The organism is Microvirga soli (genome assembly GCF_016734765.1).
GTDB lineage: Bacteria > Pseudomonadota > Alphaproteobacteria > Rhizobiales > Beijerinckiaceae > Microvirga > Microvirga soli.
In genome coordinates this window covers 92,516-115,253 of sequence record NZ_JAERQE010000014.1, presented here as the reverse complement: position 1 = coordinate 115,253, position 22,738 = coordinate 92,516, and the positions used below count along the sequence as shown (strand labels likewise).

The window sequence follows — 22,738 nt, the reverse complement described above, 5'->3', positions numbered from 1 at the left end:
GATGCAGCCAGTGACAGAGCAGCCTCAGCTCCTTGAGATCCGAGGTCTCACGAAGGGATTTCCAGGAGTGCAGGCCCTCGCTCAGGTCGATTTCACCCTCCATGCGGGGGAGATTCATGGTTTGCTCGGCGAGAACGGCGCCGGCAAGTCGACCTTGATCAAGGTGCTGACGGGCGTGTTCAGGCGCGATGCCGGCACCATCCGTCTCGAGGGCAAAGAGGTGTCAGCCCGCGACCCCGCCGATGCGCTCTCGTTAGGAATCGGTACGGTCTATCAGGAGGTCAATCTCCTGCCGAACCTCTCCGTGGCGGAAAACCTTTTCATCGGCCGACAGCCGCACCGTTTCGGCCTCGTGCGCACCGGCGAGATGCGCCGCCGCGCCGCCGAATTGCTCACGGGCTATGGCCTCGACATCGATGTCGCCAATCCCTTGAGCAGCTATTCCGTCGCCATTCAGCAGATCGTTGCGATTGCCCGCGCTGTCGATCTCTCGGCCAAGGTGCTGATTCTCGACGAGCCGACGGCAAGTCTCGACGCCCAGGAGGTTGAGACTCTCTTCGGGATCTTGAATCGTCTGAAGAGCCGTGGCATCGGCATCGTGTTCGTCACGCATTTCCTCGATCAGGTCTATGCTGTCTGCGACCGCATCACCGTGCTGCGCAACGGGCGTCTTGTGGGCTCCCGCCCCATCGCCGAATTGCCGCGGATCGAACTCGTGTCCATGATGCTGGGGCGCGAACTCGCCGCTGAGGCGCTCCACCGCAACCAGCGCCCTGCCGTTTCGGGGGAACCCCTCGTCGCTTTCAAGAATTACGGCAAGAGCCGCCTGATCGAACCGTTCGATCTGGCTTTGCGCCCTGGTGAGGTCGTTGGGCTGGCCGGACTTCTCGGCTCAGGGCGGACCGAAACCGCCAAGCTGGTTTTCGGCATTGAACGGGCGGATAGCGGTCAGGCCTTTGTGGACGGCAAGGCTGTTCGGCTTGCCTCCCCGCGCGATGCCGCGCGATTGCGCTTCGGCTTCACGCCTGAAGACCGCAAGACGGAAGGCATCGTCGCAGAGCTGTCGATCCGTGAGAACATCATCCTGGCGCTGCAGGCGCAACGCGGCTGGCTGCACAAGATCCCGCGCGCCAAGCAGGATGAGATTGCAAATCGCTTCATCAAGCTCCTTGATATCCGCACCCCGGATGCGGAGAAGCCAATCGGTCTTCTCTCCGGTGGCAACCAGCAGAAGGCATTGCTGGCCCGCTGGCTTGCTACCGAGCCTCGCTTCCTGATCCTCGACGAGCCGACCCGCGGCATCGATGTGGGAGCCCATGCCGAGATCATCCGCCTGATCGAGCGGCTGTGCGAAGATGGTCTTGCGCTCCTGGTGATCTCCTCTGAACTTGAGGAAATCGCCTCCTACAGCGACCGTGTGGTTGTGCTGCGCGATCGCAGGCATGTGCGCGAGCTTTCGGGAAACGAGGTGAGCGCCGACACCATCATGACAACCATTGCGAGCCACTGAATGAGCGGCATGATCCAGGCCATTGCTCCACGCACCATACCCAAGGGGCTGCCGCAGGTTGCGGCGCTCCTGATCGTCTTTCTCGTCAACTGGCTCGTCTTCCGCGACTTCTTTGCCCTGCGGCTGCAGGATGGGCGGCTGTTCGGCAGTCTCGTCGATGTGCTGAACAGAGCCGCGCCCGTCGCTATTCTCGCATTGGGCATGACACTCGTCATCGCCACAAGAGGGATCGATCTCTCCGTCGGGGCCGTCATGGCGATTGCAGGGGCCGTGGCCGCAACTCTGACGGCTCAGGGCCATCCGCTTCCCGTCGCATTCGCGGCCGCTGCCGGCGTCGGCCTTCTCTGCGGCCTTTGGAACGGGATCCTTGTTGCCGTTCTTGAAATCCAGCCCTTTGTGGCAACCCTGATCCTGATGGTGGCCGGGCGCGGCTTTGCGCAGCTTGTTACGGAAGGTCAGATCATCACCTTCGTGAGCGAAGGCTTTGCCGTGATCGGCGGGGGATCCTTCCTGATGCTGCCGATGCCGGTTGTCATTGCCCTCGTGATGCTGCTCGTGACCCACCTCGTGGTTCGGTACACCGCACTCGGGCTTTTCATCGAATCCATCGGAGCCAATAACAGGTCCAGCGCCTACGCGGGGATCGGCACCAAGGCTGTCACCATCTCAGTCTATATGTGGTGCAGCCTCTGTGCTGCCATCGCGGGCCTCATCGTCACGGCCGATATCCGTGGAGCGGATGCCAACAATGCGGGCTTGTGGCTTGAGCTCGATGCCATTCTCGCCGTGGTGATCGGCGGCACCTCCTTGTTCGGCGGCCGGTTCAGTCTTGGTCTCTCGGTCGTCGGTGCGCTCATCATCCAAGCTATGAACACCGGCATCCTGCTGAGCGGCTACCCTCCCGAGTACAACCTCATCGTGAAAGCCATCGTCGTGCTTGCCGTGCTGCTCGCCCAATCGCCGGTTCTGTCGGCCATCCGTTCCGTCTGGAAGGCAAAGGCATGATCAGGCGTCATCTCCCGGTTCTCATCACGCTCGCCGTTTTCATCGCCGGCTACCTGATCTGCCTCGCCCAGTTTCCGAGCTTCGCCTCGACGCGTGTGATCGGCAATCTCCTGACGGACAATGCCTTTCTCGGCATCGTCGCTGTCGGCATGACCTTCGTGATCCTGTCCGGCGGCATCGACCTCTCGGTCGGCTCGGTGATCGCCTTCACGGGCGTCTTCCTGGCGGTGGTCATCGAGCGGTATGGTCTCAACCCATACCTGGCCTTCATCCTCATCCTCGGCCTGGCCGCGCTCTTTGGAGCCGCCATGGGTTTCCTGATCCATGCTTTTCAGATCCCGGCCTTCATCGTGACGTTGGCGGGCATGTTCCTGGCTCGCGGCCTCTGTTTCGTGCTCACCACGGATTCGATCCCGATCAATGCCCCCGCCTATGGCCAGATTACCGACATTTCCTTTACGCTCCCGGGCGGAGGCAGGCTGACCTTCATTGCCATCGTCATGCTCCTGACCTTCGCGGCCGGCATCGTCTTGGCCCACTTCACGCGGTTCGGCGCCAATGTTTATGCACTCGGTGGCAACCGAAACTCGGCCGAACTGATGGGTGTTCCCGTAGGGAAGACCACGATCCGGATCTACATGCTGTCGAGCCTTCTCGCCGCCCTGGCGGGAATTGTCTTTTCCTTCTACACCTCCGCAGGCTATTCCCTGGCTGCGACCGGGGTCGAACTCGACACCATCGCAGCGGTGGTAATCGGCGGCACGTTGCTGACAGGTGGCTATGGGACAATCATCGGTACGTTGGTCGGCGTGCTGATCCAGGGGTTGATCCAGACGTACATTACCTTCGAGGGGACCTTAAGTTCCTGGTGGACGAAAATTGCCATCGGTGCTCTCCTGTTCGCATTCATTGTCTTGCAGCGGGGGTTGTCGGCGGCATCTGTTCGATCCCGGTCCAATTGAGAGAACAGGATCATGGTGTTGATGAACGGTTTCCAGAAGCCCTCAAGAGCGCGATCGGCCCACGATCTCGTCGCCCATGGAATCGGTCAGAATATCATGCAGGGCCGCTTCCCTATCGGCAGCATCCTGCCGGGCGACGTGGAGCTGATGGAGCTTTATGGGGTCTCGCGCACAGCGCTCCGGGAGGCTTTGAAGACCCTTGCCGCAAAGGGGCTGATCGAGTCCAAGACGAAGGTTGGTACCAAGGTTCTGGATCGCAACAACTGGAACATGTTCGACGCCGACATCCTTGATTGGCATCTTGAGATGGGCGTCGATGCCCGCTTCCTCGGATGGTTGTTCGAGATCCGGCAGATGCTGGAGCCGCTCGCCTGCGCGACGGCGGCCCTGCGGCGCACGCCGGAGCAGCTCAAGGCCATGCACAAGGCTCTTCAGGGCATGTACGGGTGCGAGAGCAACCGGCAAGGTTTCACCAAAGCCGATTTGGCTTTTCACCAAGCCATCCTTGAGGCCTCCGGCAATCCCTTTCTGCAGTCGATCGGCTCCGTCATCGGAGCTGCGCTGGCGACGTCGTTCACGATCAGCTCCCCGGTCTCCAGCGATGATCGTTTCAACGAGGTGATGCGACAGCATCAAGGCGTTTTCGACGCCATCGATCAGCGGAATCCGGCTGCCGCAAGCGACGCCATGGCCGCGCTCATCCTACAGGCTGCGGAGAGAGTTCAGATCAAGCACGCGGAGAGCTCGCTCGCTAGGATCCAGATCCACACGTTCTCAGGGGCCGATTAACTAGGGCACTACTCTCTGCGCTTCTTCACGAGCGTGTAAGCACCAAGCAGTCGAGCACGGCGCCATAATGGCAGGCGGCCGCGACGAGAACGAAGCCGTGCCAGATCGCATTCTGATAGCGCAGGCTCTCCCAGAGGTGGAACACCACGCCGGCCGTGTAGAGAATGCCCCCGATGGCGAGAAGCCAGAAAGTCGAGTCGGGGAGAGCGCCGAACACTGTCTCATAAGCCATGACGCCGCTCCAGCTCAGGAACAGGTAGAGCAGAATCGAGAGGCGGTCGAACCGGCCTGGGAACAGGAGTTTGAGTGCGATGCCCAATACGGATGTCAACCACACACCGCCCAGCAGTAGCAAGGATTCCGCTCCTGCCTTCATTTGGGTGATGAACGGCGTGTAGGTGCCGGCGATCAGGAGGTAAATGGCGGAATGGTCAAACCGCCGCAGCATCCATTTGATGGGCGAGATCGGCCAAAGGTTGTAGAGCGCCGATATCGTGAGCACTGCCAATAGGCCGACGCCATAGACCAAGATGGAAGTGAACTCCCATATTCCAACGGTCGGAGCCGCTATGATAAGCAGGGCAATGATGGAGACAGTCCCGACTGTCACGCCTACTGCATGGACAATGCCGTCGGCGATCATCTCATGCTTGTCGTAGTCCCATCTCAAGCTCGCTTCCTTTGCAGTTAGGTGGGTTGCGAAATTCTGGCACAGGTCATGGATGTAAATACAGCGGCGCCCGAAGGATATTTGGCTTCCTTTTGATGCCCTTCAAGATGGGCTATTCACTTAGGAACGATGGATCCTGTGCGGAAGGCGGTTTGATCAAGGTCATGCCATACCGATAATTTCTTGTTCCATGAGCAATTCATATTCACCCAGAGGACGGGAGCATAGGGAGGAGGATTGATCTCTTCTGTATATAGCCGTGTAAGATCTCAAATCAGTCTAAATCCTGACGCGCCTTTGCCTCGATTGAACACTGACTTTATGATCGTCTTTGGGATAAGCGGAAATTTGTGATGCATGAGAATGAGTTGTTTCCTCTGGATACTGTTCCATCTCGGGTGAAGTTTGCGATCTTGCGCGAGTTCAAGGGGCGCACACCTGCTATTCGAGAGGTTGCTCTGATCTGCGACAGAAGCTGGTTGGCCGTTCCGGGGATCGGGCGGACTGCATTGGCGTGCATCCGTCAAGCCACGGACAATCAGCATCCTTCCCGTGCTGATCAATCTCCTGCCCGAATATCCGATTCCGAGTTGCTAACGCGTCTTGAACGCTTGCAGGAGGAGCTTCAGAGACTGAATGAGGTGCTAAACGCAGCTCTGCTGCCGGCATCAAAGAAGGTATTTCGCTCCGGGCGGATGCGGAAGAATGCGTTGATCGCTCATGGACATCAGGTCTCGGGAGGTGCTTTCTGATCCGCCAAGCGCTTGTGCGTTCCCTTCCTTAGTATCGACCATACTTGCAAACCGGCTCAAAGCTTATCTTGGTCTCCGCTGAAGCGGTCGCATGTCATTCCTGCTTCGTGTCTCCCCGAATGGCAACTATCACTCTATGGAAGACATCGTCGGATTTGTTCGATATTGCCCAAGCATGGAAGATTCTGTTCCTTTGAAGGAGCCCCTCAATGAGTGAATGGCGGCCGTTGAAGACCGCACCTCGGGATGGATCCAGGCTCGATGTATGGACGGAAAACGGAGTCCGTTACATTGATGTGTTTTGGCATCAAGGTCCCGGATTTCCTCAAGGTGCGTTCGTATTCTTCGACAGTCATCTGCGTGATTATATCGACGTGGATGACGCTACTCACTGGATGCCTCCTCCAGCGCCTCCGGGCGTCGAGACATCTTCGTAAAAGATGCTGATCCCAAAGGTTAATCACGTGCTTCGAGACCTGCAAAGAGGCCCGTGTTTCCGGCCCTCTGTGTAGGCATTGAACACCCCCAAAGGTATCATCGCTCCAAATTTCCAGTGTGAATACACGGCGAAGCCATAATGCGGCTTCGTAATAGATTGCCATCGGCGAGGCCATCTAAACGAGAGATTGTAATCATGGGTGCCCTTCGTGCGAGCCATCAACCCGTAAGGGTTAGATAAAAGAGGGCTGGCCATGACTCGACAAATGTTCTGGCGATCTGGGTCGGTCCACGAGGGAAGATCAACCATAGACAGAAAATGGTGGATCATAATCGGGGCCCTTGGTGCATTGGGCACCACAGCCTACCTATTGCCAGGCTTGGCAAATGGACGGCATATAAGAGGACACCACCTAGCCGAAGTAACCGACATCCCGCCTGCTCCGAATAATGCAGATGCCAACAGCGGGGGGGTGCCTAAATCATACTCCCCGCCAATCGCTACGTGGCAAGATGTGCCCCTGCTCGCATTGCAAGGCTCTTCCGAGATTGCGGCAGATGGCGAGGTCCGGCTCTTTGCGCTCCAAGCCGCTTTTGAGCGGGAGCGGAATAGTGCCGCCGCTGCTCAGCTGCAGGTTGTTAGCCTTCAAGAGAAGTTGGCTAACCTGCGGGAGACGCAGGAGGAGGTACTGGTTCTCCGGGAGCAGCTTGCTGATGCAAAGGAGCACGCAAGACAAACACCCGAACTCATAAGCGCGGAGACTGAGCAGAAAAAACGTGCAGACAATGCACTGTTCAGGGTCGCCGCATTGCAGGAGGAGCTGTCAAACCTTAGTACGGAGGTTCTCAAGGCTAAGACAACAGCGGACGTCGAGACCGTGAGAGCTGCTTCTGCGTTTGCGCAGCTGGAAGCGGTACAGCATCAGCTGGCGATCGCCACTGCTCTGCCAAGCCACAGGACAGAGAGCCAGCCTGGGTCAAAGAACGACGGGATTGTTGATGAATCTCTTCTCGATAACCCTAGAGATGTCCACCCAGCAGAGCGAGCCTCCGAGCTCTCTCTGCCTCCAAAGGCAAATCAGACTTTATCCATCGAGCAAAGACAATTCCCAGTTCGAAATATTCGGCCGAGCAGAAGCCCCAGGGCGATCACTGACAAGCCTCATCAAGCTCTCTTAAGTACCAGGGTTAAACCGCTGGCTAGACCAGCTAACAAGACTGTGGCTGCTCCAATTTCCACACCTGATCCTGACGCATCAAGACACACTAGGCTCACCCACGAACCGACAAACCGGAACGTGCGAACAGTAGGAAAGCCCCCGCAACAAGCAGGTCAGCCGCCCCGCGTGCTTACTCAGGAGACTCGAAATCAGCGTGACTCTGGCGCTCTTAGCTTGCCGGGTGATTTGCTGCCCGACAGCAAGCTTTGGTGAACTTTCGTCAGCGTCCAGCCTCAGTGGTTTCCTGAACCTCAATCATTAGGAGGAGCCATGCTCCGGATACCTCTCACTTCAATTGTCATTGCTGCATTGCTGGCAGCTCATCCTGTCGCTGCCAAGAATGAGGGTAACGGCGGTGGCAATGGTAGAGGCGGAGAGAATGGCGGTGGGGGCAGCCAAGGTCATGGAAATGGTGGCGGTCAGGATCATGGGAATGGTGGGGGCAAAGGCAACGGCGGCAACGCCAACAATGGCGATAAAGGCAACAGCAGCGGTGGTGGAGAGAGGGGCGGGCGTGGTGGCCAGGACAGTGGAGGCAGCAGAGGCGGTCAGGGCAACGAGGGGCAGGGGGCAGGGAACAACAGAAGCGGAGGGAGTGCCGAGGGGCGTGGCAGTCATGGACGTGGTGCCAGCGAAGGAGTTGCTGGAGGGAGCAGCAGCCCAGCAGATGCTGGACAGAGTGCTCGCGGAGGATCAACCGCCAATACCGGGGGTCGCGATAATCGGGACGCTCGTAGTGCGGAGCCGCCGGCCGCGCCAAGGGCTGAGGCTGTAGGAGGCACACCAGCGGCAACGGCTGCATCATTCGCAGCTCGAGAGGGCATGGCCGAATTGAACCTCCCATCCTCGCTTATCCCTCGTCTTGAACCCTCGCGTGCCGAGAGAGGGGAGCCGATTGAGGTGCGAAGGATGCGAGCGGGGGTATCAGGCCGGATTGTCGAGCTATGCCGCACTTCCATCGCGGCGGCGGCTCTTCGTTATGGAGCAATCCGGGTGGATGCGGCAGGGGCCGGGCAGACAAGCCGCCTACCAGGTGGCGGGCTCATGGCTCCTCTCCAGGTCAGCGTCGTGTATGCCCGTGCGAACGCACGCCAGATTCGACAGTCCCGCGTTGCGTGCCGGCTCAATGCTGCGGGTTCCGTTGTGGCTCTGCGCTGAAGCTTCACCGATCAACATGGGGTCAGTTCACTGCTCCCGAACCTCTTAAGGAGTGCTCCGCTGCCGCCTCATTCAACGCGAAGAGAAGAACGCCGATGTCGTCGTTCAGCAGCCTGATGGCATTGCGAGCATACTCCCGGGAGCGCTCCTTGCTCGTTGCAGGGCCGTTGTCCCATGAGGAGCCATGTTTCTCAGCCTCGTAGATTGCCCGAGCCACGAGCTCCACTGTGGGGTCGGTCCTTGCTCTGCTCATGATAGAGATCCCTGCTCCAGAGGATTGGAATGTTCTGGTGCGCTTCCTTGTCATATGCTGGCGAGCAAGAGACTTGCCCCGATGAAGGAACTGACAGAGGTAACGAAGAGGATCGAGGCCCTCCCAAGCGAGGGACCTGCGTGGGAGCCATCGATCTGTTCCGAGTTGATCGTCTGTGAGCCTTGATCAAGGGACATGAGCTTTATCCTGCGTTTGAGTGCGAATGCATGGCTGTCAAACGCACGCAGACATCGGCTTATTCCTTCACGAACTGTGTATGAGTGTTGCTAAAGCTTGGCAGCAGCAGTGTCTCGCTGGCGGTTCCCATAAGTTGATTGCTATTTCTGGCGCAACCCATGCCACTTAAGGTGGTGGCCACGAAGATTGGCTGTCTAAACTGGAACGCCGAACAGGAAACTGAGCCGGTCGTCACCGCCAGCCTAGGGCTGGCGCGACATGCTTCAGGATAGCCTCGATGACATGGGCGTTATAATCGACGCCAAGCTGGTTCGGTACAGTCAGAAGCAGGGTATCGGCCTCTGCAATCGCCTCGTCGGCCTTGAGTTCTTCCACGAGCCGGTCTGGCTCGGCAGCATACGAGCGGCCGAAGATGGCGCGCATGTTGTCGATGATGCCGATTTGGTCACTGTCGTTGCCGCGGCCGAAATAGGCGCGGTCGCGGTCGTCCACGAGGGCGAAGATTGAGCGTGAGACCGAGACGCGTGGCTCGCGGATGTGTCCCGCCTCTTTCCAGGCTGTCCTGTAGCGGCGGATCTGCTTGGCCTGCTGAACGTGGAAGGGTTCGCCTGTCTCGTCCTCCTTCAGGGTCGAGCTCTGGAGGTTCATGCCGTGTTGTGCGGCCCATGCGGCCGTGGCATCGGAGGCAGCCCCCCACCAGATGCGCTCTCGCAGGCCCTCCGAGTGTGGCTCAAGGCGCAGCAGGCCGGGAGGGTTCGGAAACATCGGGCGCGGGTTCGGCTGGGCAAAACCCTCACCTTTGAGGATGTTCAGAAACACCTCCGCATGTTGGCGGGCCATGTCGGCATCGCTCTGGCCCTCCTCGGGCGCATAACCGAAGTACCGCCAGCCATCGATCACCTGCTCGGGTGAGCCGCGGCTGATGCCGAGCTGAAGACGGCTGCCGCTGATCAGATCGGCCGCGCCTGCATCCTCGGCCATGTAGAGAGGGTTTTCGTAGCGCATGTCGATGACGGCCGTGCCGATCTCGATGCGGCTGGTCCTCGCGCCGACGGCTGCCAGCAGCGGAAAAGGCGAGGCGAGCTGGCGCGCGAAGTGATGGACACGAAAATAGGCGCCGTCCGCGCCAAGCTCTTCCGCCGCCACGGCAAGGTCAATCGATTGAAGGAGGGTGTCACGGGCGGTTCGCGTCTGTGATTGGGGCGAAGGCGACCAATGTCCGAACGACAGAAATCCGATCTTCTTCATGAGTCCGCTCTCAGCACATGCCTTCGGTTGATTCGACACGATAGCAGGCAGATTGGCTGTACGTGCCCAATCCCTCGTAAGGCCGTTCCCACGGCAGATCAATCCGACCGCATGTCTGCTTGGGCAATATCATCTCTAGGCTTGGTCGTTGCCTAGACTCGGACGTACCCGGGATACTTGGCTTTGATCTCATCGATATGGGACAATGTGCCTGAGAGGTGCTCCCGGAGATGCTTCTGTGCTTCCTCGGGTTTGCCGTCGGCAATGGCCTGCACGATCAGCCTGTGATGATGCACAATGTTTTGAGCCTTGCCCGGAGTAGGAAGGTGCAGTCGGCGTAGACGATCGATATGTCCGCTGCGGCTGCGCACGAGAACCCAGAGTTCCTGCATCTGCGCAGCCTCATAGAGATGCTGATGGAAGTCCTGGTCCGCTGCGGCGAAAACTTCGAAATCTTCAGCCTCCATCAGGGCCTGCTGTTGAGCCAGGAAGCCGTGGAGCCTCGCGATCAGCCTCTGATCGGGCGTGAGCGCCAGGGTCCTGACGATCTCAAGTTCCAAAGAACGGCGAAGGAAATGCGCCTGATGAGCAAGCGTCAGGTCGATTGGACTGACGACGGTCGCATGCTGCGGGAAAATTTCCACCAAACCCTCCTCCTGGAGCTTCAGGAGAGCGTCCCGGATCGGCGTCGAGCTAAGGCCGAATTCCTTCTGGAGGGTGAGGCGGTTCAGCACCGTTCCCGGGGCGAGGGTGAGGGCGAGGATGGCTTCTCGCAGATACTCGAAAACCTGAGGAGCCGCATGGCGTGACCTGTCCCGGGGCCGCAATGAAGTCACCGTCAAGGTATCCATCTCCTGTCCTTCCTATGGGCTGCGGCCCAATTGCCGGGCAGTATTACATCAAAAATTTGCATTAGAATACAAGTTGACAGGCTAATGCATTAGCGTTTTAGTCGCCAATGTTCTTGCTGGGACATCCAGCCGCAAGCCCGCACAGACGGGTAACAACACCTGACGCAAATCATAGGAGGAAGCGCATGAAGTCGCTGAAGCTGTTATCTGCCGCAGTTCTGGGCATCGCGATCTCTGCACCAGCATTCGCTGCCGGCTATCCGGAAAAGCCTGTCACGGTGGTGGTGCCGTTCCCGGCAGGTGGCGCATCCGACACGACGGCTCGCGTGACCACCCAGAAGATGCAGGAAAGCCTGGGGCAGCCCATCGTCGTTGAGAACAAGCCTGGCGCTAATGGCTCCCTCGGTGCAGGGCAGGTCGCGAAGGCCAAGGCCGATGGCTACACCCTAATCGTCGGTTCAATCGGCGTCTATGCCATCAACCCGGTTCTCTACAAGAGCCTGCCTTACGACCCGACCAAGGATTTCGACCTGCTCACGGTGGCCGTGCGCACGCCGAACGTTCTCGTGGCCAACCCGAATTTTCCGGCCAACAACGTCAAGGAGCTTGTCGAGCATCTCAAGAAGAACCCTGAGAAGGTGACATTCGCCTCGTCCGGAGCGGGCTCGTCTGACCATCTTACGGCGGCTCTGTTCTGGCAGAAGACCGGCACCACCGGCGTCCATGTGCCCTACAAGGGTGGCGCTCCCGCTATCACTGATTTGATCGGCGGCCACGCCGACGTGTCGTTCCAGAACCTCGGCGCCGTGTCGAACCATATCAAGGCCGGAAAGCTGAAGCTTTTGGCCGTTACGGCTGAGAAGCGGAACCCCACCTTCTCGGATGCACCGACTATGAAAGAGGCTGGCGTCGAGGGAGTCGAAGTTTATTCCTGGCAGGCCGTCGCAGCCCCGAAAGGACTCCCGGCCGATGTGAAGAGCAAGCTCGAACAGTCCCTGATCTCCGCATTGAACTCGCCCGACGTGAAGGGCAAGTTCAACGACATCGGCTTCGAGGTCGTCGCCAACACGAGCGGCCAATTCTCGGATTTCCTGAACCAGGAAATCAGTCGCTGGAAGACTGTTGTCGAAACCGGCAAGATCACGGCTGACCAATAATCCAGCCTCGTGGGGCAGCCGTCCTGGCTGCTCCACATCCTGACATTTTGAGATTGCTCAGAGCGTCGCCTTTCGTCCGGTCCTTGTGCAGCCATCGTGCGCGCTGAGGTGATGGCGAAGCGCTCATCTTCATTGCACCAGGAGGACGCTCGTGATGTCACACGTGCTCCAGAAGAAAGATTTTTGGGCTGGCGTGCTCTACATCGCCTTCGGGGCCGCCGCCTTCTGGATCGGCCGGGATTATCCGATGGGCACGGCAGGGCGCATGGGAGCAGGCTATTTCCCTTCCGTGCTCAGCGTCATCCTCATGCTGATCGGCCTGCTCTCCGCAGCGCGCGCTTTTCGTCAGGAGGGTCAACCTGTCGGCGCCATCGCCTGGAAGCCTCTGGCGCTCGTCGTCGGCTCGGTGGCTCTCTTCGGGCTGCTGCTCCCTACGGCGGGCTTGGTCGTCGCCCTCACTGTCCTCATTCTGACCAGCGCCTTCGCGAGCCAATATTTCCGCCTGGACCCCAAGGCTGTCGCCGGATTGATCCTCCTGGTGGCGTTCTGCACCGTCGTTTTCGTCAAGGCTCTTGGCGTGCCTCTGCCGCTCGTCGGCTCCTGGTTTGGCGAGTAGGGGCGGGCCATGGAAACGATCTCCAACTTGTGGCTTGGTCTTGAAACCGCCCTGACGTTCTGGAACCTGACCTATTGCATGACGGGCGTGCTCCTCGGCACTGCAATCGGTGTGCTGCCCGGCCTTGGGCCGACGGCCACCATTGCCATGCTGCTGCCTGTCACCTTCGGCCTGCCGCCGGTCTCGGCGCTGATCATGCTGGCCGGCATCTACTACGGCGCGCAATATGGTGGCTCCACCACTGCAATCCTGGTCAACCTGCCGGGTGAATCATCGAGCGTTGTGACCGCGCTCGACGGCTACCAGATGGCTCGCCAGGGCAAGGCGGGCAAGGCGCTGGCGACGGCTGCCATCGGCTCCTTCTTCGCCGGCACTGTCGCGACTGTGCTTCTTGCCGTCTTCGCACCTCCATTGGCGGATCTTGCCTTGCAGTTCGGTCCTGCCGAATACTTTTCCCTGATGGTGCTAGGCCTTGTCGCTTCGGTTGTGCTGGCACATGGCTCGCTGCTGCATGCTTTCGGCATGATCATCCTCGGCCTCATCCTGGGACTGATCGGAACCGACGTGAATTCTGGCACGACCCGTTACACATTCGGCTTCCCGCAGATTGCCGACGGGATCAATTTCGTCGTTGTCGCCATGGGCGTTTTCGGACTTGGAGAAATCATCGGCAATCTAGAGAACGAAGCGACCCGCACGGCGGTGCTCAAAAGCGTGACGGGGCTCATGCCGACGAGAGAAGACCTGAAGAGGATTGCGGCGCCCATCCTGCGCGGGACAATTTTGGGATCCATGCTCGGCATTCTTCCGGGCGGCGGTGCCATGCTCGCTTCGTTCGCGGCCTATACCCTGGAGAAGAAGGTCTCCCGTACGCCTGAGCAGTTCGGCAAGGGTGCCATCGAGGGGGTGGCGGGACCGGAGAGCGCCAACAACGCCGGCGCGCAGACGTCTTTCATTCCCATGCTGACGCTCGGTATCCCGTCCAATCCCGTCATGGCTCTCATGATCGGCGCGATGATCATGCAGGGCATCCAGCCAGGCCCTTCGGTGATGACCGAGCAGCCGGTGCTGTTCTGGGGCCTCATCGTCTCCATGTGGATCGGCAACCTATTCCTGCTCGTCCTCAACCTGCCGCTGATCGGGCTGTGGGTGCGGATGATCTCGGTGCCATATCACTTCCTGTACCCGGCTATCCTGGTCTTCTGCGCCATTGGCGTGTTCAGCCTCAACAATGCAACCTTCGACGTCTACCTGATGGCGATCTTCGGGTTCCTGGGATACATTTTCCGCAAGCTCGATTGCGAGCCGGCTCCCATGCTGCTCGGGTTCATCCTCGGCCCGATGATGGAGGAGCATCTGCGCCGGGCCATGCTGATCTCCAAAGGCGATACCATGGTTTTTCTGGGCCGTCCGATCAGCGCGACGATGCTGATCCTGGCGTTCATCCTCCTTGCAACGGTGCTGGCTCCGGCTGTCCGCCAGAAGCGTGAAGAAGCCTTCCAGGAGGAAGGCTGAGCCCCCGCCCATTGATCCCAAACACATCGACATCACAGGCACGACGTGAGTCCTATGACAACCAAGACCAAAAAGCCCGAAGATCTTCGTAGCGCGCGATGGTTCGCTCCCGACGACCTGCGTGGCTTCGGCCACCGGTCCCGGATCATGCAGATGGGCTATGCTCCCGAGGACTGGGTCGGGCGCCCTATCATTGCGATCATCAACACCTGGTCCGACATCAACCCTTGCCACTCCCACTTCAAGCAGCGGGTCGAGGACGTGAAGCGCGGCGTATTCCAGGCCGGCGGCTTTCCCATCGAACTGCCTGCGATCTCTCTGTCAGAGAACTTCGTCAAACCGACCACCATGCTCTACCGCAACATGCTGGCCATGGACACGGAAGAGCTCATCCGCTCTCACCCGGTTGACGGCGTGGTCCTCATGGGTGGCTGCGACAAGACCACGCCTGGCCTTCTGCTGGGTGCAACGAGCGCCAACCTGCCGACGATCTACATTCCGGCTGGTCCCATGCTGCGCGGCAACTGGAAGGGTAAGACCCTCGGCTCCGGCTCCGATGCCTGGAAATATTGGGATGAGCGCCGGGCCGGCAACATCACCAAGGAGGATTGGGTGGAGGTCGAAGGCGGCATCGCCCGTAGCCACGGCCACTGCATGACCATGGGCACCGCCAGCACCATGACGGCCATTGCAGAGTCCGTCGGCATGACGCTGCCGGGTGCTTCCTCTATCCCTGCCGCCGACGTCAATCACATCCGCATGTGTGCAGAGGCGGGCCGACGCGCTGTCGAAATGGTGTGGGAGGATCTCACACCGGGCAAGGTCCAGACCCGTCCAGCTTACGAGAACGCCATCGCGGTCGCCATGGCCATGGGCTGCTCCACCAATGCCGTGATTCACCTGATCGCCATGGGGCGCCGGGCCGGGCACGATATCGGCCTCGACGATTTCGAGATCGCCAGCCGCAAGGTCCCGGTGATCGCGAACGTCCGCCCGAGCGGTGCGGCCTATCTGATGGAAGACTTCTACTTCGCCGGCGGGTTGCCGGCGTTGATGACGCGCATCAGCGGGCATCTTCATCTTGATTGTCTCACGGTGACGGGCAGGACGCTCGGCGAGAACATCGCACGCGCAGAGGTCTATAACGACGATGTCATCCGCAACGTGGACAACGCCATCTACGAGGAAGGCGCGCTCGCCGTCCTCAAGGGCAATCTGGCGCCGGATGGTTGCGTCATGAAGCCGAGCGCCTGCGAGCCGCGGTTACGCCAACATTCGGGACCAGCTCTCGTCTTCGACGACTATCCTTCCATGAAGGCCGCCATCGATGACGACGATCTCGATGTGACGGCTGATCATATCTTGGTCCTGCGCAATGCGGGCCCCCAGGGCGGCCCTGGAATGCCGGAATGGGGCATGCTGCCGATTCCGAAGAAGCTCGTGAGGCAGGGCGTGCGTGACATGCTACGCCTGTCGGACGCCCGCATGAGTGGCACGAGCTACGGCGCATGCATCCTTCACGTGTCGCCCGAGGCGCATGTGGGCGGGCCACTCGCCCTCGTACGCACAGGCGACATCATCTCTGTCGATATTCCGGCTCGCCGCATCACCCTCGAAGTCGCCGACGAGGAGCTCGAATTGAGACGCGCCCTGCTGCCGGAGCGCAAGCCGCGTTTTGAGCGTGGCTACGGCTGGATGTTTACCAAGCATATCCGCCAAGCTCATGAGGGTTGCGACTTCGATTTCCTCGAAACAAGCCACGGCGCACCCGTGGCCGAGCCCGATATTTTCTAAGTTCCAGGAGATGCACCAATGACCGGACTGAAGTCTGAGACCTGCGAGAAGCTCAAGAAAGTCGCGACCCCTACGCTGATGACGGCTCTCTACAAGCGCGGGCTGCGCAACCAGTGGATCCAGGACGTCCACCGCATCAACCGCGATGCTGGCCCGATGGTGGGCGAGGCCTTCACGCTGCGCTACATGCCGGCTCGTGAGGACCTGAACCAGCTGAGCGTCTTCAGGGACCGTGAGCATCCGCAGCGTAAGGCGGTAGAGATCTGCCCTCCGGGGGCGGTTCTCGTCATGGACAGCCGCAAGAACCCGCGTGCGGCCTCGGCCGGCTCGATCTTGATCTCCCGCTTGATGGTGCGGGGCGTTGCCGGCGTGGTCACCGACGGCGGCTTTCGCGATACGCCCGAGATCGAGAGCCTTGGGATTCCAGCTTATCACAATCGTCCATCCGCCCCGACCAACTTGACCCTGCACCAAGCCATCGACATCAACGTGCCGATCGGCTGCGGCGATGCGCCGGTGTTCCCCGGCGACGTCATCGTCGGCGATGCCGAAGGCGTGGTGGTGATTCCGGCTCACCTGGCTGACGAGATCGCAGATGAGACGGTCGAGATGACGGCGTTCGAGGATTTCGTGACCGAGGAGGTCCTGAAGGGGCGTTCCATCCTGGGCCTCTATCCGGCCACGGACGAGCAGGCCAGCATCGACTTTGCAGCTTGGCGCGAGAGAACGGGCCGCTGATTGGATGGTTGACGAAGAGCGACAACATGACGAGTCTGCAAAACGCCTTACGCTCCAAGCGCAAGGTGTAGGTCATTTGGAGGCGAGATGAAAGCGAACAGGATTAAGTCGCTATGGGCGGACAACAAGCCGGTACTAAATGGCTGGCTCTCAATTCCGAATGCGTTTACGGCCGAGATTCTGGCGGAGCAGGGATACGATTCCATCACGATCGACCTCCAGCATGGGCTCATCGACTATCAGGTTGCAGTCAGCATGCTGCAGGCGATGCGCGCCAGTGAAGTCGCGCCTCTCGTGCGTGTTCCGTGGCTCGATCCCGCCGCCATCATGAAGGTGCTTGACGCTGGAGCCTGCGGGGTCATTTGCCCGATGATCAACAGCGGGGCCGAAGCGGCCGAACTTGTGTCGTACATGCGCTATCCTCCGGCAGGAACCCGCAGCTTCGGTCCGACCCGGGCCGTGTTCTCCGCTGGATCAAACTATGGTGCGGAGGCAGATGACTATGTTCTCTGCTTCGCTATGATCGAAACGGCTGAGGCATTTAAAAATCTTGAGGAGATCGTTTCGACCCCAGGCTTGGACGGCATCTATATCGGCCCGTCCGATCTGACCCTTGGGCTGACCGGGCGGCAATACCCCTTCGGTTTCGATCGGGAGGAACCGGAGATGGTAGACGCGATCCGCAAGATCCTCGATGCCGCCCATCGGACTGGCATCCGTGCCGCCCTTCACTGCGGTGCGCCGGCCTACGCCGCAAAGGCCATAAGCTGGGGCTTCGATCTAGTGACACTCCCCAACGACGTCCGCCTCCTCGCCGCTGCGTCTCGCGCAAGCGTAGCCGATACACGGACACTGATCGCAGCCGGTGCTGGTGCAATTATTTGAAAATTCCGCCGAGAACTCCAGTATGGAGTTCTTCATAACTTCGTACTGTAAGACCTGCGCCTATGGGAAAACGATAATATCGGCGTGCTTAGTCAAGCCGTATATTACAAACGCTCCCGTTCCGATACTTTTGGTCTTTCAAATCTTAAGAATCCAGCTGCCCCAAGGCTTCTTTGTCGCGTAAGACGATGGAACGGTGTGTGGGGAGATCGATAACACCCTTACGTTCCAGCTGGGTCAAGGAACGCGAGACCGTTTCGATGGTCAGGCCTAGGTGATCAGCGATGTCGAGGCGCGACATTGGGAGGTCGACCTGTTCGTCATTGGAAACGCGTTTCGACATGGCGAGCAGGAACGTGGCGACTTTCTCTAACGCGTTCTTGCGTCCGAGAAGCAGCATGTGATTTTGCGCGTGCTCAAGCGAGCGCATCATTGCGGTCACGATCTGCCGGGAAAGTTCTCCGCCATCCAGGGCTAATGCGCCAAGATTGCAGTGGCGGTAGAGGACGACGGTCGTGTCTCCGAGTGCCTCGGCGGTGAAGCGGTGTTCCTCACCGGGTTCAAGGCCAAAGATGTCGCCAGGAAGGTGAAAGGCATCAATCTGCCGCCGTCCGTCGCTGAGAAGCTTGTAGGTCCGCACTGCGCCGGTCACCACCTTGTAGAAAAAGGCCGGTCGGTCTCCCTCGGCAAAAATCTCTTCGTCCTTGGCGACAGTGCGTGTGGCTCCTAGGGCGACTGTATCCTGTGACGGGCGCGGCAGGGGAACACTGCGTAGAAGGATAGCAGGCGCGGGCTGGGAGATGCTTGAGGCGTGGACGGTTTGCATGGAACTCTCGTCTTCTTCTGTGTCTGACGTGAGCTCAGAATTACCTTGGGGGGGTGGGCCGTAAAATTCAGATGCTTCCCCTAAGGGATATCCCTTAGGTGATCGCAGGCACTAAGCAGAAGGCGAGAGAGCCCCAAGAATGCTGTCAATCAGGGTGCTGTCCTCAAGCGGCTTTTCCAGCACCTGCCGAAAGCCGGAGTGAACCGCCCGCTTCTGCATATCCTTGGTGGCTCTGGCTGTGATCAATATGCCCGGGAGCTTGACGGCACGTCGCCGGAGCCGCTCCATCAACTCGACCCCGTTCATCTTCGGCATGTAGTAATCGACGACGAGGCAGCCGGTTGCAGGCAGGTCGACATCGGCAAGGAGCTGGTCGCCGCTCTCATAGAGGCGCACGTCCAGGCCCTCCATCTCGAGAGCAAACTTCAACGATTGTCGGACGGCCGCGTCATCGTCCACGACGATGACCGGCCCTGATTTCACCGGCATGGTACGATCCTGCGCAATTCCTGGCTGGAGAACCTTGGGCCTACTCCACCCACGGAATTAAGGACTTGATATGCCTCAACTTGCAGGCTCTCTCCTATTCAGGAATTTCCCTTAAGGACCAGGGATGGACCGCTGGCCGATCAGAAGAGCCATACGGACAAGCTCCGAGAGGCTTGAAGCCTGCATCTTGCTCATAACGTTTGCCCGATAGATTTCAACCGTACGCGGGCTGATGCCGAGATCGTAGGCAATGACCTTGTTGGCTTTGCCGGAGACAAGACCTTCCAGAACCTGGGCCTCGCGCTCAGAAAGGGAGAGAGCCCGCGCTTTGATCTCGGTGGCTTGGGCGTCCTGGTGAGCATTCTGCTCTTGGCGCTTCAGAGCGGCCCGGACGGCTGCGAGAAAGAGATCGTCGTCGAAGGGCTTTTCGATAAAGTCGAGCGCGCCCTCTTTCATGGCTTCAACGGCCAAAGGGACATCCGCATGGCCTGTCATGACGATGACAGGAAGCCTGAAGCCGCCTGCCTTCAGGCGACGTAGAAACTCGATGCCGTCGATCCCTGGCATGCGGACATCGGTAATGATGCATCCGGTCGATGCATCCCTCACATTTTGCAGGAACGAGGAGGCAGATTCGTGAAGGCGCACTGGCAGGCCGTCTGAGGCGAGCAGGAAAGAAAGCGATTGGCGTACCGCCTGATCATCATCAACCACATGTACAACAGCCTCACTCGGCATTAGCCAACTCCTCCTGACTGACAGATCGCAGGGTAAACCTGAAACTGGTGCCCTGGTTCGGCTTCGACTTAACCCAGATCTTGCCGCCATGCGACTCGATGATCGTCCGGCAGATCGAAAGGCCGACACCCATGCCGTGCTTCTTGGTCGTGATGAACGGCTGGAATAGTTGATTGATGATCTCAGGTGCGATGCCGGTGCCCGTGTCCGAGACGCTGACTTCAATCATGTGGTCGCTCGACAGCGCTTTGGTTGCCACCACGAGTTCGCGTTGCGGCGCATCCTGCATCGCCTCGATGGCATTGCGAATGAGGTTCAGCAAGACCTGCTGCACCTGAATGCGATCCGCCAGCACAAGAGAGGCATTGGGATCGAGACTGAAGGTGACGCGTACGTCTCTCTCCTTAGCGCCGACCAGGGCCAGTGCGCTTGCTTCCTCGACGAGCTTAGGCAGGTTCTCGATGTGGCGTTCGCTTTCGCCACGGGTCACGAACTCACGCAGATGGCGGATGACCTGGCCTGCCCGGAGGGCTTGGTCGGCCGCCTCGTTGACCGCATTCTGCAGCATAGGTACTTCGTCGCCTACCATGCGTTGGAGGATGCGGCGGCATCCCTTGAGGTAATTGGCGATGGCCGTGAGGGGCTGATTGATCTCGTGGGCTAATGTCGAAGCCATCTCGCCAAGAGCCGTGAAGCGAGACATGTGAACGAGTTCGGATTGCAGCTCCTGCAGGCGGGCTTCAGTTCTCTGGCGCTCCGTCAGGTCACGGATAAATCCGGTAAAGTAACGCTGGCCGCTGGAGCGCATTTCACCGACTGCAAGCTCCATAGGAAACGTGGAACCATCCTTGCGCTGCCCGACCACTACGCGTCCGATTCCAATGATCTTGCGCTCACCGGTCGTGAGATAGCGGCTCATATAAGTGTCATGCTGGTCCCGGTAGGGATTTGGCATGAGAATCTTGATGTTCTCACCAATCACTTCTTGCGCCTTAAAATTGAACAGGCGTTCGGCTGCGGCGCTGAAGAACTGCATCCTCGCCTGCTCATCGATAACGATCATGGCGTCCGGCACAGTCTCCAGGATCGAACGAAGATGCGCTTCACGGGTTTTGAGAGCTTCTTCAGCTGCAGCGCGTTCGGTGATGTCGCGCGTTACCTTGGCATAGCCCAGCAACTGCCCCGCTGCGTCCTTCAATGGGGTCAGGCTGACATGTGCCAGGAAAGTGGTGCCATCCTGACGAACTCGGATACCCTGTTCCTCGAAACGGCCAGTTTTATGGGCGAGTTCGAGTGCGCGGTCAGCCTTGCCATCCGCCCGATCCTCGGGCGTATGGAAAATCGAGAAATGCCGGCCCAGAACCTGGTCCTTGCCCCAGCCGGTAATATACTCGGCTCCGGTGTTCCAGGTGGTGACATGCCCCTGCAAGTCAAGCATGCAGATCGCGTAATCTGCCACTGCATCTACGAGGCGCTCGAAAGTCTGATCCGAGCATGGCGAGACGGCAGTGAGGTTGGGCGCAGTCGTCAAACAGATTCTCCCGTCCGGAAACGGGCTCCGGAGCATCAGGTGCGGTATACCCTGTAAAAATCGTTGTTTCCACCCTGGCTCCTATCACAGGAGCGGGTTGCCTTCTATGGAAGGCATGTCGCGGGAGAGAAGGTTACGAGAAGGCGCTGGCCGCGAATGCCCCCAGAAGTGCGCCGCTGAGCAGGGAACCGTCGTGAATGCCGAGCAGGAGGCGCGATGGCGCGCCATCCTTATAAATCCATAAGGTGGTGCCGAGGGTCACAAGTGACCATCCAATGCCGATCAGGGCGACCGAAAGGGAAAAGCCCGTCGCTTCCTGAGATAATCCAAAGATCAGGCTTCCTGCGATCAGCAGAAGGCCTCCCAGTGAAACCAGAGGAACAGGGCGGGCCGCGCTGGGAAGGCAGGCAAGTGCCAGGGAAGGGGCATACATGGCCATGATGTGCCACGCGACCGTTCCTGCGACGGCCTCCGCAAGGCCGCACCCAACCATTGCGATCGGCATCGCGCCCATGAGAGCCGTCATGAGGAACCAAGCCAAGGTGCCGAGAGCCGTTGGCGCCACAATGTCGCGCAACCGTTGCAACCCCTTGGCTTGGCTTTGAACCTCACGCGTCCTGCGATAGGGAAGAGCCGCGGTGGCGGCAAGAGACCCCACATGAGCCAGTGCGGCCGCCGCCGCCGTTCCGGCAAATGCCCGCGGTGAGGCAAAGATCCCTGCGAGATCGGCAATGGTCGGCGCAGCCAAGCTCGCAAGGGTGGCTGCTCCGAAGACGATCAGTACAGGTCTGGTGCCCTTGCTACCCATGGGCATGGCAGCATGGCGATAGAACAAGCCAAAGCCAGCAGCGATGCCGAGCCAGAAGGCCCCGAGCACCAGGGCTCCGAAATGCAGCGTCACGAGAGCCCAGACCAGAACCAGGCCGCCCGCCGCCCCAAGGCTCCCGCCCAGAGAAAAAGCCGCCCGGCGTCCGAAGGAATCGAGAAGGAGGGACGCTGGCAGACTGGCGAGCGCCGCTCCTGCATAGAAGGCTGTATAGGGCACCGTGGCCCAGCCCTTGCTCGGCGCAAGCGCGAGGCCCGCCAGCGGGAGGATGCTCAAGGTGAGAACCTGCGCCAGGATGGAGAAGGCAAAACCGATGGCGAGAGGCGCCGTTGGGCTGCGATCAGCGGTGCTGTCGCTGACCGGTCCAGGCTCGCACACACAGTCGAGCCGCCCTGCTCGGGGCATGGCGGATAGCGATGTCATCGCCGGACGTCGTCATCGGATAGGACCCGGACGGCTGCACCCTGCACGTCGTCATACTGCCCATCCTTGAGCGACCAGAGAAAGGCCGCGAGACCCGTGAGCCCCAGCAGGAGGGCTATGGGAACGAGGTAAATCAACACTTCCAT

23 protein-coding genes are annotated in these 22,738 nt (G+C 59.6%); 13 read left to right on the top strand and 10 right to left on the bottom strand.

All coding sequences use genetic code 11. The features are described from left to right. Nucleotide 1: 1 nt before the first annotated feature. Genes ytfR through JKL45_RS14210 form a run of 4 tightly spaced genes read left to right on the top strand, consistent with a single transcriptional unit; the run spans nucleotide 2 to nucleotide 4,266 of the window. Entirely contained in the window at nucleotides 2-1,510 is a 1,509-nt protein-coding gene (ytfR, locus tag JKL45_RS14225; RefSeq protein ID WP_201861890.1) for a galactofuranose ABC transporter, ATP-binding protein YtfR, read from the top strand. Then, a complete protein-coding gene (gene ytfT / locus JKL45_RS14220) occupies nucleotides 1,511-2,515 on the top strand; it encodes a galactofuranose ABC transporter, ATP-binding protein YtfT (protein WP_210345766.1) in 1,005 nt (334 codons plus the stop codon). Then, nucleotides 2,512-3,477 carry a galactofuranose ABC transporter, permease protein YjfF gene (gene yjfF / locus JKL45_RS14215; protein WP_210345765.1) on the top strand — a complete coding sequence of 322 codons (966 nt, stop codon included), beginning with the start codon at nucleotides 2,512-2,514 and terminating at the stop codon, nucleotides 3,475-3,477. The genes ytfT and yjfF overlap by 4 nt, the downstream gene beginning before the upstream one ends. A 21-nt stretch (nucleotides 3,478-3,498) precedes the next feature. Continuing rightward, the gene (locus JKL45_RS14210) at nucleotides 3,499-4,266 is read left to right on the top strand and encodes a FadR/GntR family transcriptional regulator (RefSeq protein ID WP_246498539.1); all 768 of its coding nucleotides are present in this window, start codon (nucleotides 3,499-3,501) and stop codon (nucleotides 4,264-4,266) included. 25 nt (nucleotides 4,267-4,291) lie between these two features. Here the strand turns inward: JKL45_RS14210 and trhA are convergent, their stop codons facing one another. Continuing rightward, a complete protein-coding gene (trhA, locus tag JKL45_RS14205; RefSeq protein ID WP_376771035.1) occupies nucleotides 4,292-4,996 on the bottom strand; it encodes a PAQR family membrane homeostasis protein TrhA in 705 nt (234 codons plus the stop codon). Between the two features lie 293 nt (nucleotides 4,997-5,289). On the opposite strand from trhA, the gene JKL45_RS14200 reads away from it, so the two are divergent. The 3 genes from JKL45_RS14200 to JKL45_RS14190 all read left to right on the top strand — a co-directional run bounded on the left by JKL45_RS14200 (nucleotide 5,290) and on the right by JKL45_RS14190 (nucleotide 8,121). Then, the gene (locus tag JKL45_RS14200) at nucleotides 5,290-5,688 is read left to right on the top strand and encodes a hypothetical protein (protein WP_201861886.1); all 399 of its coding nucleotides are present in this window, start codon (nucleotides 5,290-5,292) and stop codon (nucleotides 5,686-5,688) included. A gap of 953 nt (nucleotides 5,689-6,641) precedes the next feature. Beyond that, nucleotides 6,642-7,559: a hypothetical protein gene (locus tag JKL45_RS14195; protein WP_201861885.1), complete on the top strand. Its 918-nt coding sequence runs from the start codon at nucleotides 6,642-6,644 to the stop codon at nucleotides 7,557-7,559. Nucleotides 7,560-7,707: 148 nt separating this feature from the next. Next, a complete protein-coding gene (locus JKL45_RS14190; protein WP_201861884.1) occupies nucleotides 7,708-8,121 on the top strand; it encodes a hypothetical protein in 414 nt (137 codons plus the stop codon). Between the two features lie 405 nt (nucleotides 8,122-8,526). Here the strand turns inward: JKL45_RS14190 and JKL45_RS14185 are convergent, their stop codons facing one another. From JKL45_RS14185 to JKL45_RS14175, 3 genes are all read right to left on the bottom strand, one after another. Continuing rightward, nucleotides 8,527-8,757, bottom strand: coding sequence for a hypothetical protein (locus JKL45_RS14185; protein WP_201861883.1), 231 nt, complete (start codon nucleotides 8,755-8,757; stop codon nucleotides 8,527-8,529). Nucleotides 8,758-9,186: 429 nt separating this feature from the next. Beyond that, nucleotides 9,187-10,203, bottom strand: coding sequence for an LLM class flavin-dependent oxidoreductase (locus JKL45_RS14180; RefSeq protein WP_201861882.1), 1,017 nt, complete (start codon nucleotides 10,201-10,203; stop codon nucleotides 9,187-9,189). Between the two features lie 152 nt (nucleotides 10,204-10,355). After that, nucleotides 10,356-11,054: a GntR family transcriptional regulator gene (locus JKL45_RS14175; RefSeq protein ID WP_201861881.1), complete on the bottom strand. Its 699-nt coding sequence runs from the start codon at nucleotides 11,052-11,054 to the stop codon at nucleotides 10,356-10,358. 185 nt (nucleotides 11,055-11,239) lie between these two features. On the opposite strand from JKL45_RS14175, the gene JKL45_RS14170 reads away from it, so the two are divergent. The 6 genes from JKL45_RS14170 (at nucleotide 11,240) to JKL45_RS14145 (ending at nucleotide 17,759) form a co-directional block, all read left to right on the top strand. Continuing rightward, nucleotides 11,240-12,211, top strand: a complete 972-nt coding sequence (locus JKL45_RS14170) for a Bug family tripartite tricarboxylate transporter substrate binding protein (protein ID WP_201861879.1) — start codon at nucleotides 11,240-11,242, stop codon at nucleotides 12,209-12,211. A 154-nt stretch (nucleotides 12,212-12,365) separates the two neighbouring features. After that, on the top strand, nucleotides 12,366-12,827 hold the full coding sequence (locus JKL45_RS14165; protein WP_201861878.1) for a tripartite tricarboxylate transporter TctB family protein: 462 nt from the start codon (nucleotides 12,366-12,368) through the stop codon (nucleotides 12,825-12,827). Nucleotides 12,828-12,836: 9 nt separating this feature from the next. After that, nucleotides 12,837-14,342: a tripartite tricarboxylate transporter permease gene (locus tag JKL45_RS14160; RefSeq protein WP_201861877.1), complete on the top strand. Its 1,506-nt coding sequence runs from the start codon at nucleotides 12,837-12,839 to the stop codon at nucleotides 14,340-14,342. 54 nt (nucleotides 14,343-14,396) lie between these two features. Further along, nucleotides 14,397-16,136 (top strand): L-arabinonate dehydratase, encoded by a 1,740-nt coding sequence (araD, locus tag JKL45_RS14155; protein WP_201861876.1) that lies wholly within the window; start codon nucleotides 14,397-14,399, stop codon nucleotides 16,134-16,136. An 18-nt stretch (nucleotides 16,137-16,154) separates the two neighbouring features. Beyond that, nucleotides 16,155-16,874 carry a ribonuclease activity regulator RraA gene (locus JKL45_RS14150; RefSeq protein ID WP_201861875.1) on the top strand — a complete coding sequence of 240 codons (720 nt, stop codon included), beginning with the start codon at nucleotides 16,155-16,157 and terminating at the stop codon, nucleotides 16,872-16,874. Between the two features lie 87 nt (nucleotides 16,875-16,961). Then, complete coding sequence (locus tag JKL45_RS14145; protein ID WP_201861874.1) at nucleotides 16,962-17,759, top strand: HpcH/HpaI aldolase family protein; 798 nt, start codon at nucleotides 16,962-16,964, stop codon at nucleotides 17,757-17,759. A gap of 145 nt (nucleotides 17,760-17,904) precedes the next feature. Here JKL45_RS14145 and JKL45_RS14140 read toward each other — a convergent pair whose 3' ends face one another. The 6 genes from JKL45_RS14140 to ccoS all read right to left on the bottom strand — a co-directional run bounded on the left by JKL45_RS14140 (nucleotide 17,905) and on the right by ccoS (nucleotide 22,738). Then, a complete protein-coding gene (locus JKL45_RS14140) occupies nucleotides 17,905-18,585 on the bottom strand; it encodes a helix-turn-helix domain-containing protein (RefSeq protein ID WP_201861873.1) in 681 nt (226 codons plus the stop codon). Nucleotides 18,586-18,696: 111 nt separating this feature from the next. Next, on the bottom strand, nucleotides 18,697-19,074 hold the full coding sequence (locus tag JKL45_RS14135) for a response regulator transcription factor (protein ID WP_201861871.1): 378 nt from the start codon (nucleotides 19,072-19,074) through the stop codon (nucleotides 18,697-18,699). Between the two features lie 111 nt (nucleotides 19,075-19,185). Beyond that, on the bottom strand, nucleotides 19,186-19,812 hold the full coding sequence (gene fixJ, locus JKL45_RS14130; RefSeq protein ID WP_201861869.1) for a response regulator FixJ: 627 nt from the start codon (nucleotides 19,810-19,812) through the stop codon (nucleotides 19,186-19,188). Beyond that, nucleotides 19,802-21,379, bottom strand: coding sequence for a PAS domain-containing sensor histidine kinase (locus JKL45_RS14125; RefSeq protein WP_201861868.1), 1,578 nt, complete (start codon nucleotides 21,377-21,379; stop codon nucleotides 19,802-19,804). Before JKL45_RS14125 ends, fixJ begins: the two co-directional genes overlap by 11 nt. Before the next feature lie 97 nt (nucleotides 21,380-21,476). Continuing rightward, nucleotides 21,477-22,592 (bottom strand): hypothetical protein, encoded by a 1,116-nt coding sequence (locus JKL45_RS14120; RefSeq protein ID WP_201861867.1) that lies wholly within the window; start codon nucleotides 22,590-22,592, stop codon nucleotides 21,477-21,479. Beyond that, on the bottom strand, nucleotides 22,589-22,738 hold the full coding sequence (gene ccoS / locus JKL45_RS14115) for a cbb3-type cytochrome oxidase assembly protein CcoS (RefSeq protein ID WP_201861866.1): 150 nt from the start codon (nucleotides 22,736-22,738) through the stop codon (nucleotides 22,589-22,591). The genes JKL45_RS14120 and ccoS overlap by 4 nt, the downstream gene beginning before the upstream one ends.

Excerpts from the sequence above, each read along its gene's own strand:
- JKL45_RS14175 (WP_201861881.1), bottom strand. The coding sequence starts at position 11,054 with ATGGATACCTTGACGGTGACTTCATTGCGGCCCCGGGACAGGTCACGC.
- ytfR (WP_201861890.1), top strand. The coding sequence starts at position 2 with ATGCAGCCAGTGACAGAGCAGCCTCAGCTCCTTGAGATCCGAGGTCTC.
- JKL45_RS14135 (WP_201861871.1), bottom strand. The coding sequence starts at position 19,074 with ATGCCGGTGAAATCAGGGCCGGTCATCGTCGTGGACGATGACGCGGCC.
- JKL45_RS14165 (WP_201861878.1), top strand. The coding sequence starts at position 12,366 with ATGTCACACGTGCTCCAGAAGAAAGATTTTTGGGCTGGCGTGCTCTAC.
- JKL45_RS14170 (WP_201861879.1), top strand. The coding sequence starts at position 11,240 with ATGAAGTCGCTGAAGCTGTTATCTGCCGCAGTTCTGGGCATCGCGATC.
- JKL45_RS14150 (WP_201861875.1), top strand. The coding sequence starts at position 16,155 with ATGACCGGACTGAAGTCTGAGACCTGCGAGAAGCTCAAGAAAGTCGCG.
- JKL45_RS14200 (WP_201861886.1), top strand. The coding sequence starts at position 5,290 with ATGCATGAGAATGAGTTGTTTCCTCTGGATACTGTTCCATCTCGGGTG.
- JKL45_RS14125 (WP_201861868.1), bottom strand. The coding sequence starts at position 21,379 with ATGCTCCGGAGCCCGTTTCCGGACGGGAGAATCTGTTTGACGACTGCG.
- JKL45_RS14180 (WP_201861882.1), bottom strand. The coding sequence starts at position 10,203 with ATGAAGAAGATCGGATTTCTGTCGTTCGGACATTGGTCGCCTTCGCCC.
- fixJ (WP_201861869.1), bottom strand. The coding sequence starts at position 19,812 with ATGCCGAGTGAGGCTGTTGTACATGTGGTTGATGATGATCAGGCGGTA.
- JKL45_RS14210 (WP_246498539.1), top strand. The coding sequence starts at position 3,499 with ATGAACGGTTTCCAGAAGCCCTCAAGAGCGCGATCGGCCCACGATCTC.
- JKL45_RS14185 (WP_201861883.1), bottom strand. The coding sequence starts at position 8,757 with ATGAGCAGAGCAAGGACCGACCCCACAGTGGAGCTCGTGGCTCGGGCA.
- JKL45_RS14120 (WP_201861867.1), bottom strand. The coding sequence starts at position 22,592 with ATGACATCGCTATCCGCCATGCCCCGAGCAGGGCGGCTCGACTGTGTG.
- ccoS (WP_201861866.1), bottom strand. The coding sequence starts at position 22,738 with ATGGAAGTGTTGATTTACCTCGTTCCCATAGCCCTCCTGCTGGGGCTC.
- JKL45_RS14145 (WP_201861874.1), top strand. The coding sequence starts at position 16,962 with ATGAAAGCGAACAGGATTAAGTCGCTATGGGCGGACAACAAGCCGGTA.
- JKL45_RS14160 (WP_201861877.1), top strand. The coding sequence starts at position 12,837 with ATGGAAACGATCTCCAACTTGTGGCTTGGTCTTGAAACCGCCCTGACG.
- yjfF (WP_210345765.1), top strand. The coding sequence starts at position 2,512 with ATGATCAGGCGTCATCTCCCGGTTCTCATCACGCTCGCCGTTTTCATC.
- JKL45_RS14190 (WP_201861884.1), top strand. The coding sequence starts at position 7,708 with ATGGTAGAGGCGGAGAGAATGGCGGTGGGGGCAGCCAAGGTCATGGAA.
- JKL45_RS14140 (WP_201861873.1), bottom strand. The coding sequence starts at position 18,585 with ATGCAAACCGTCCACGCCTCAAGCATCTCCCAGCCCGCGCCTGCTATC.
- ytfT (WP_210345766.1), top strand. The coding sequence starts at position 1,511 with ATGAGCGGCATGATCCAGGCCATTGCTCCACGCACCATACCCAAGGGG.
- araD (WP_201861876.1), top strand. The coding sequence starts at position 14,397 with ATGACAACCAAGACCAAAAAGCCCGAAGATCTTCGTAGCGCGCGATGG.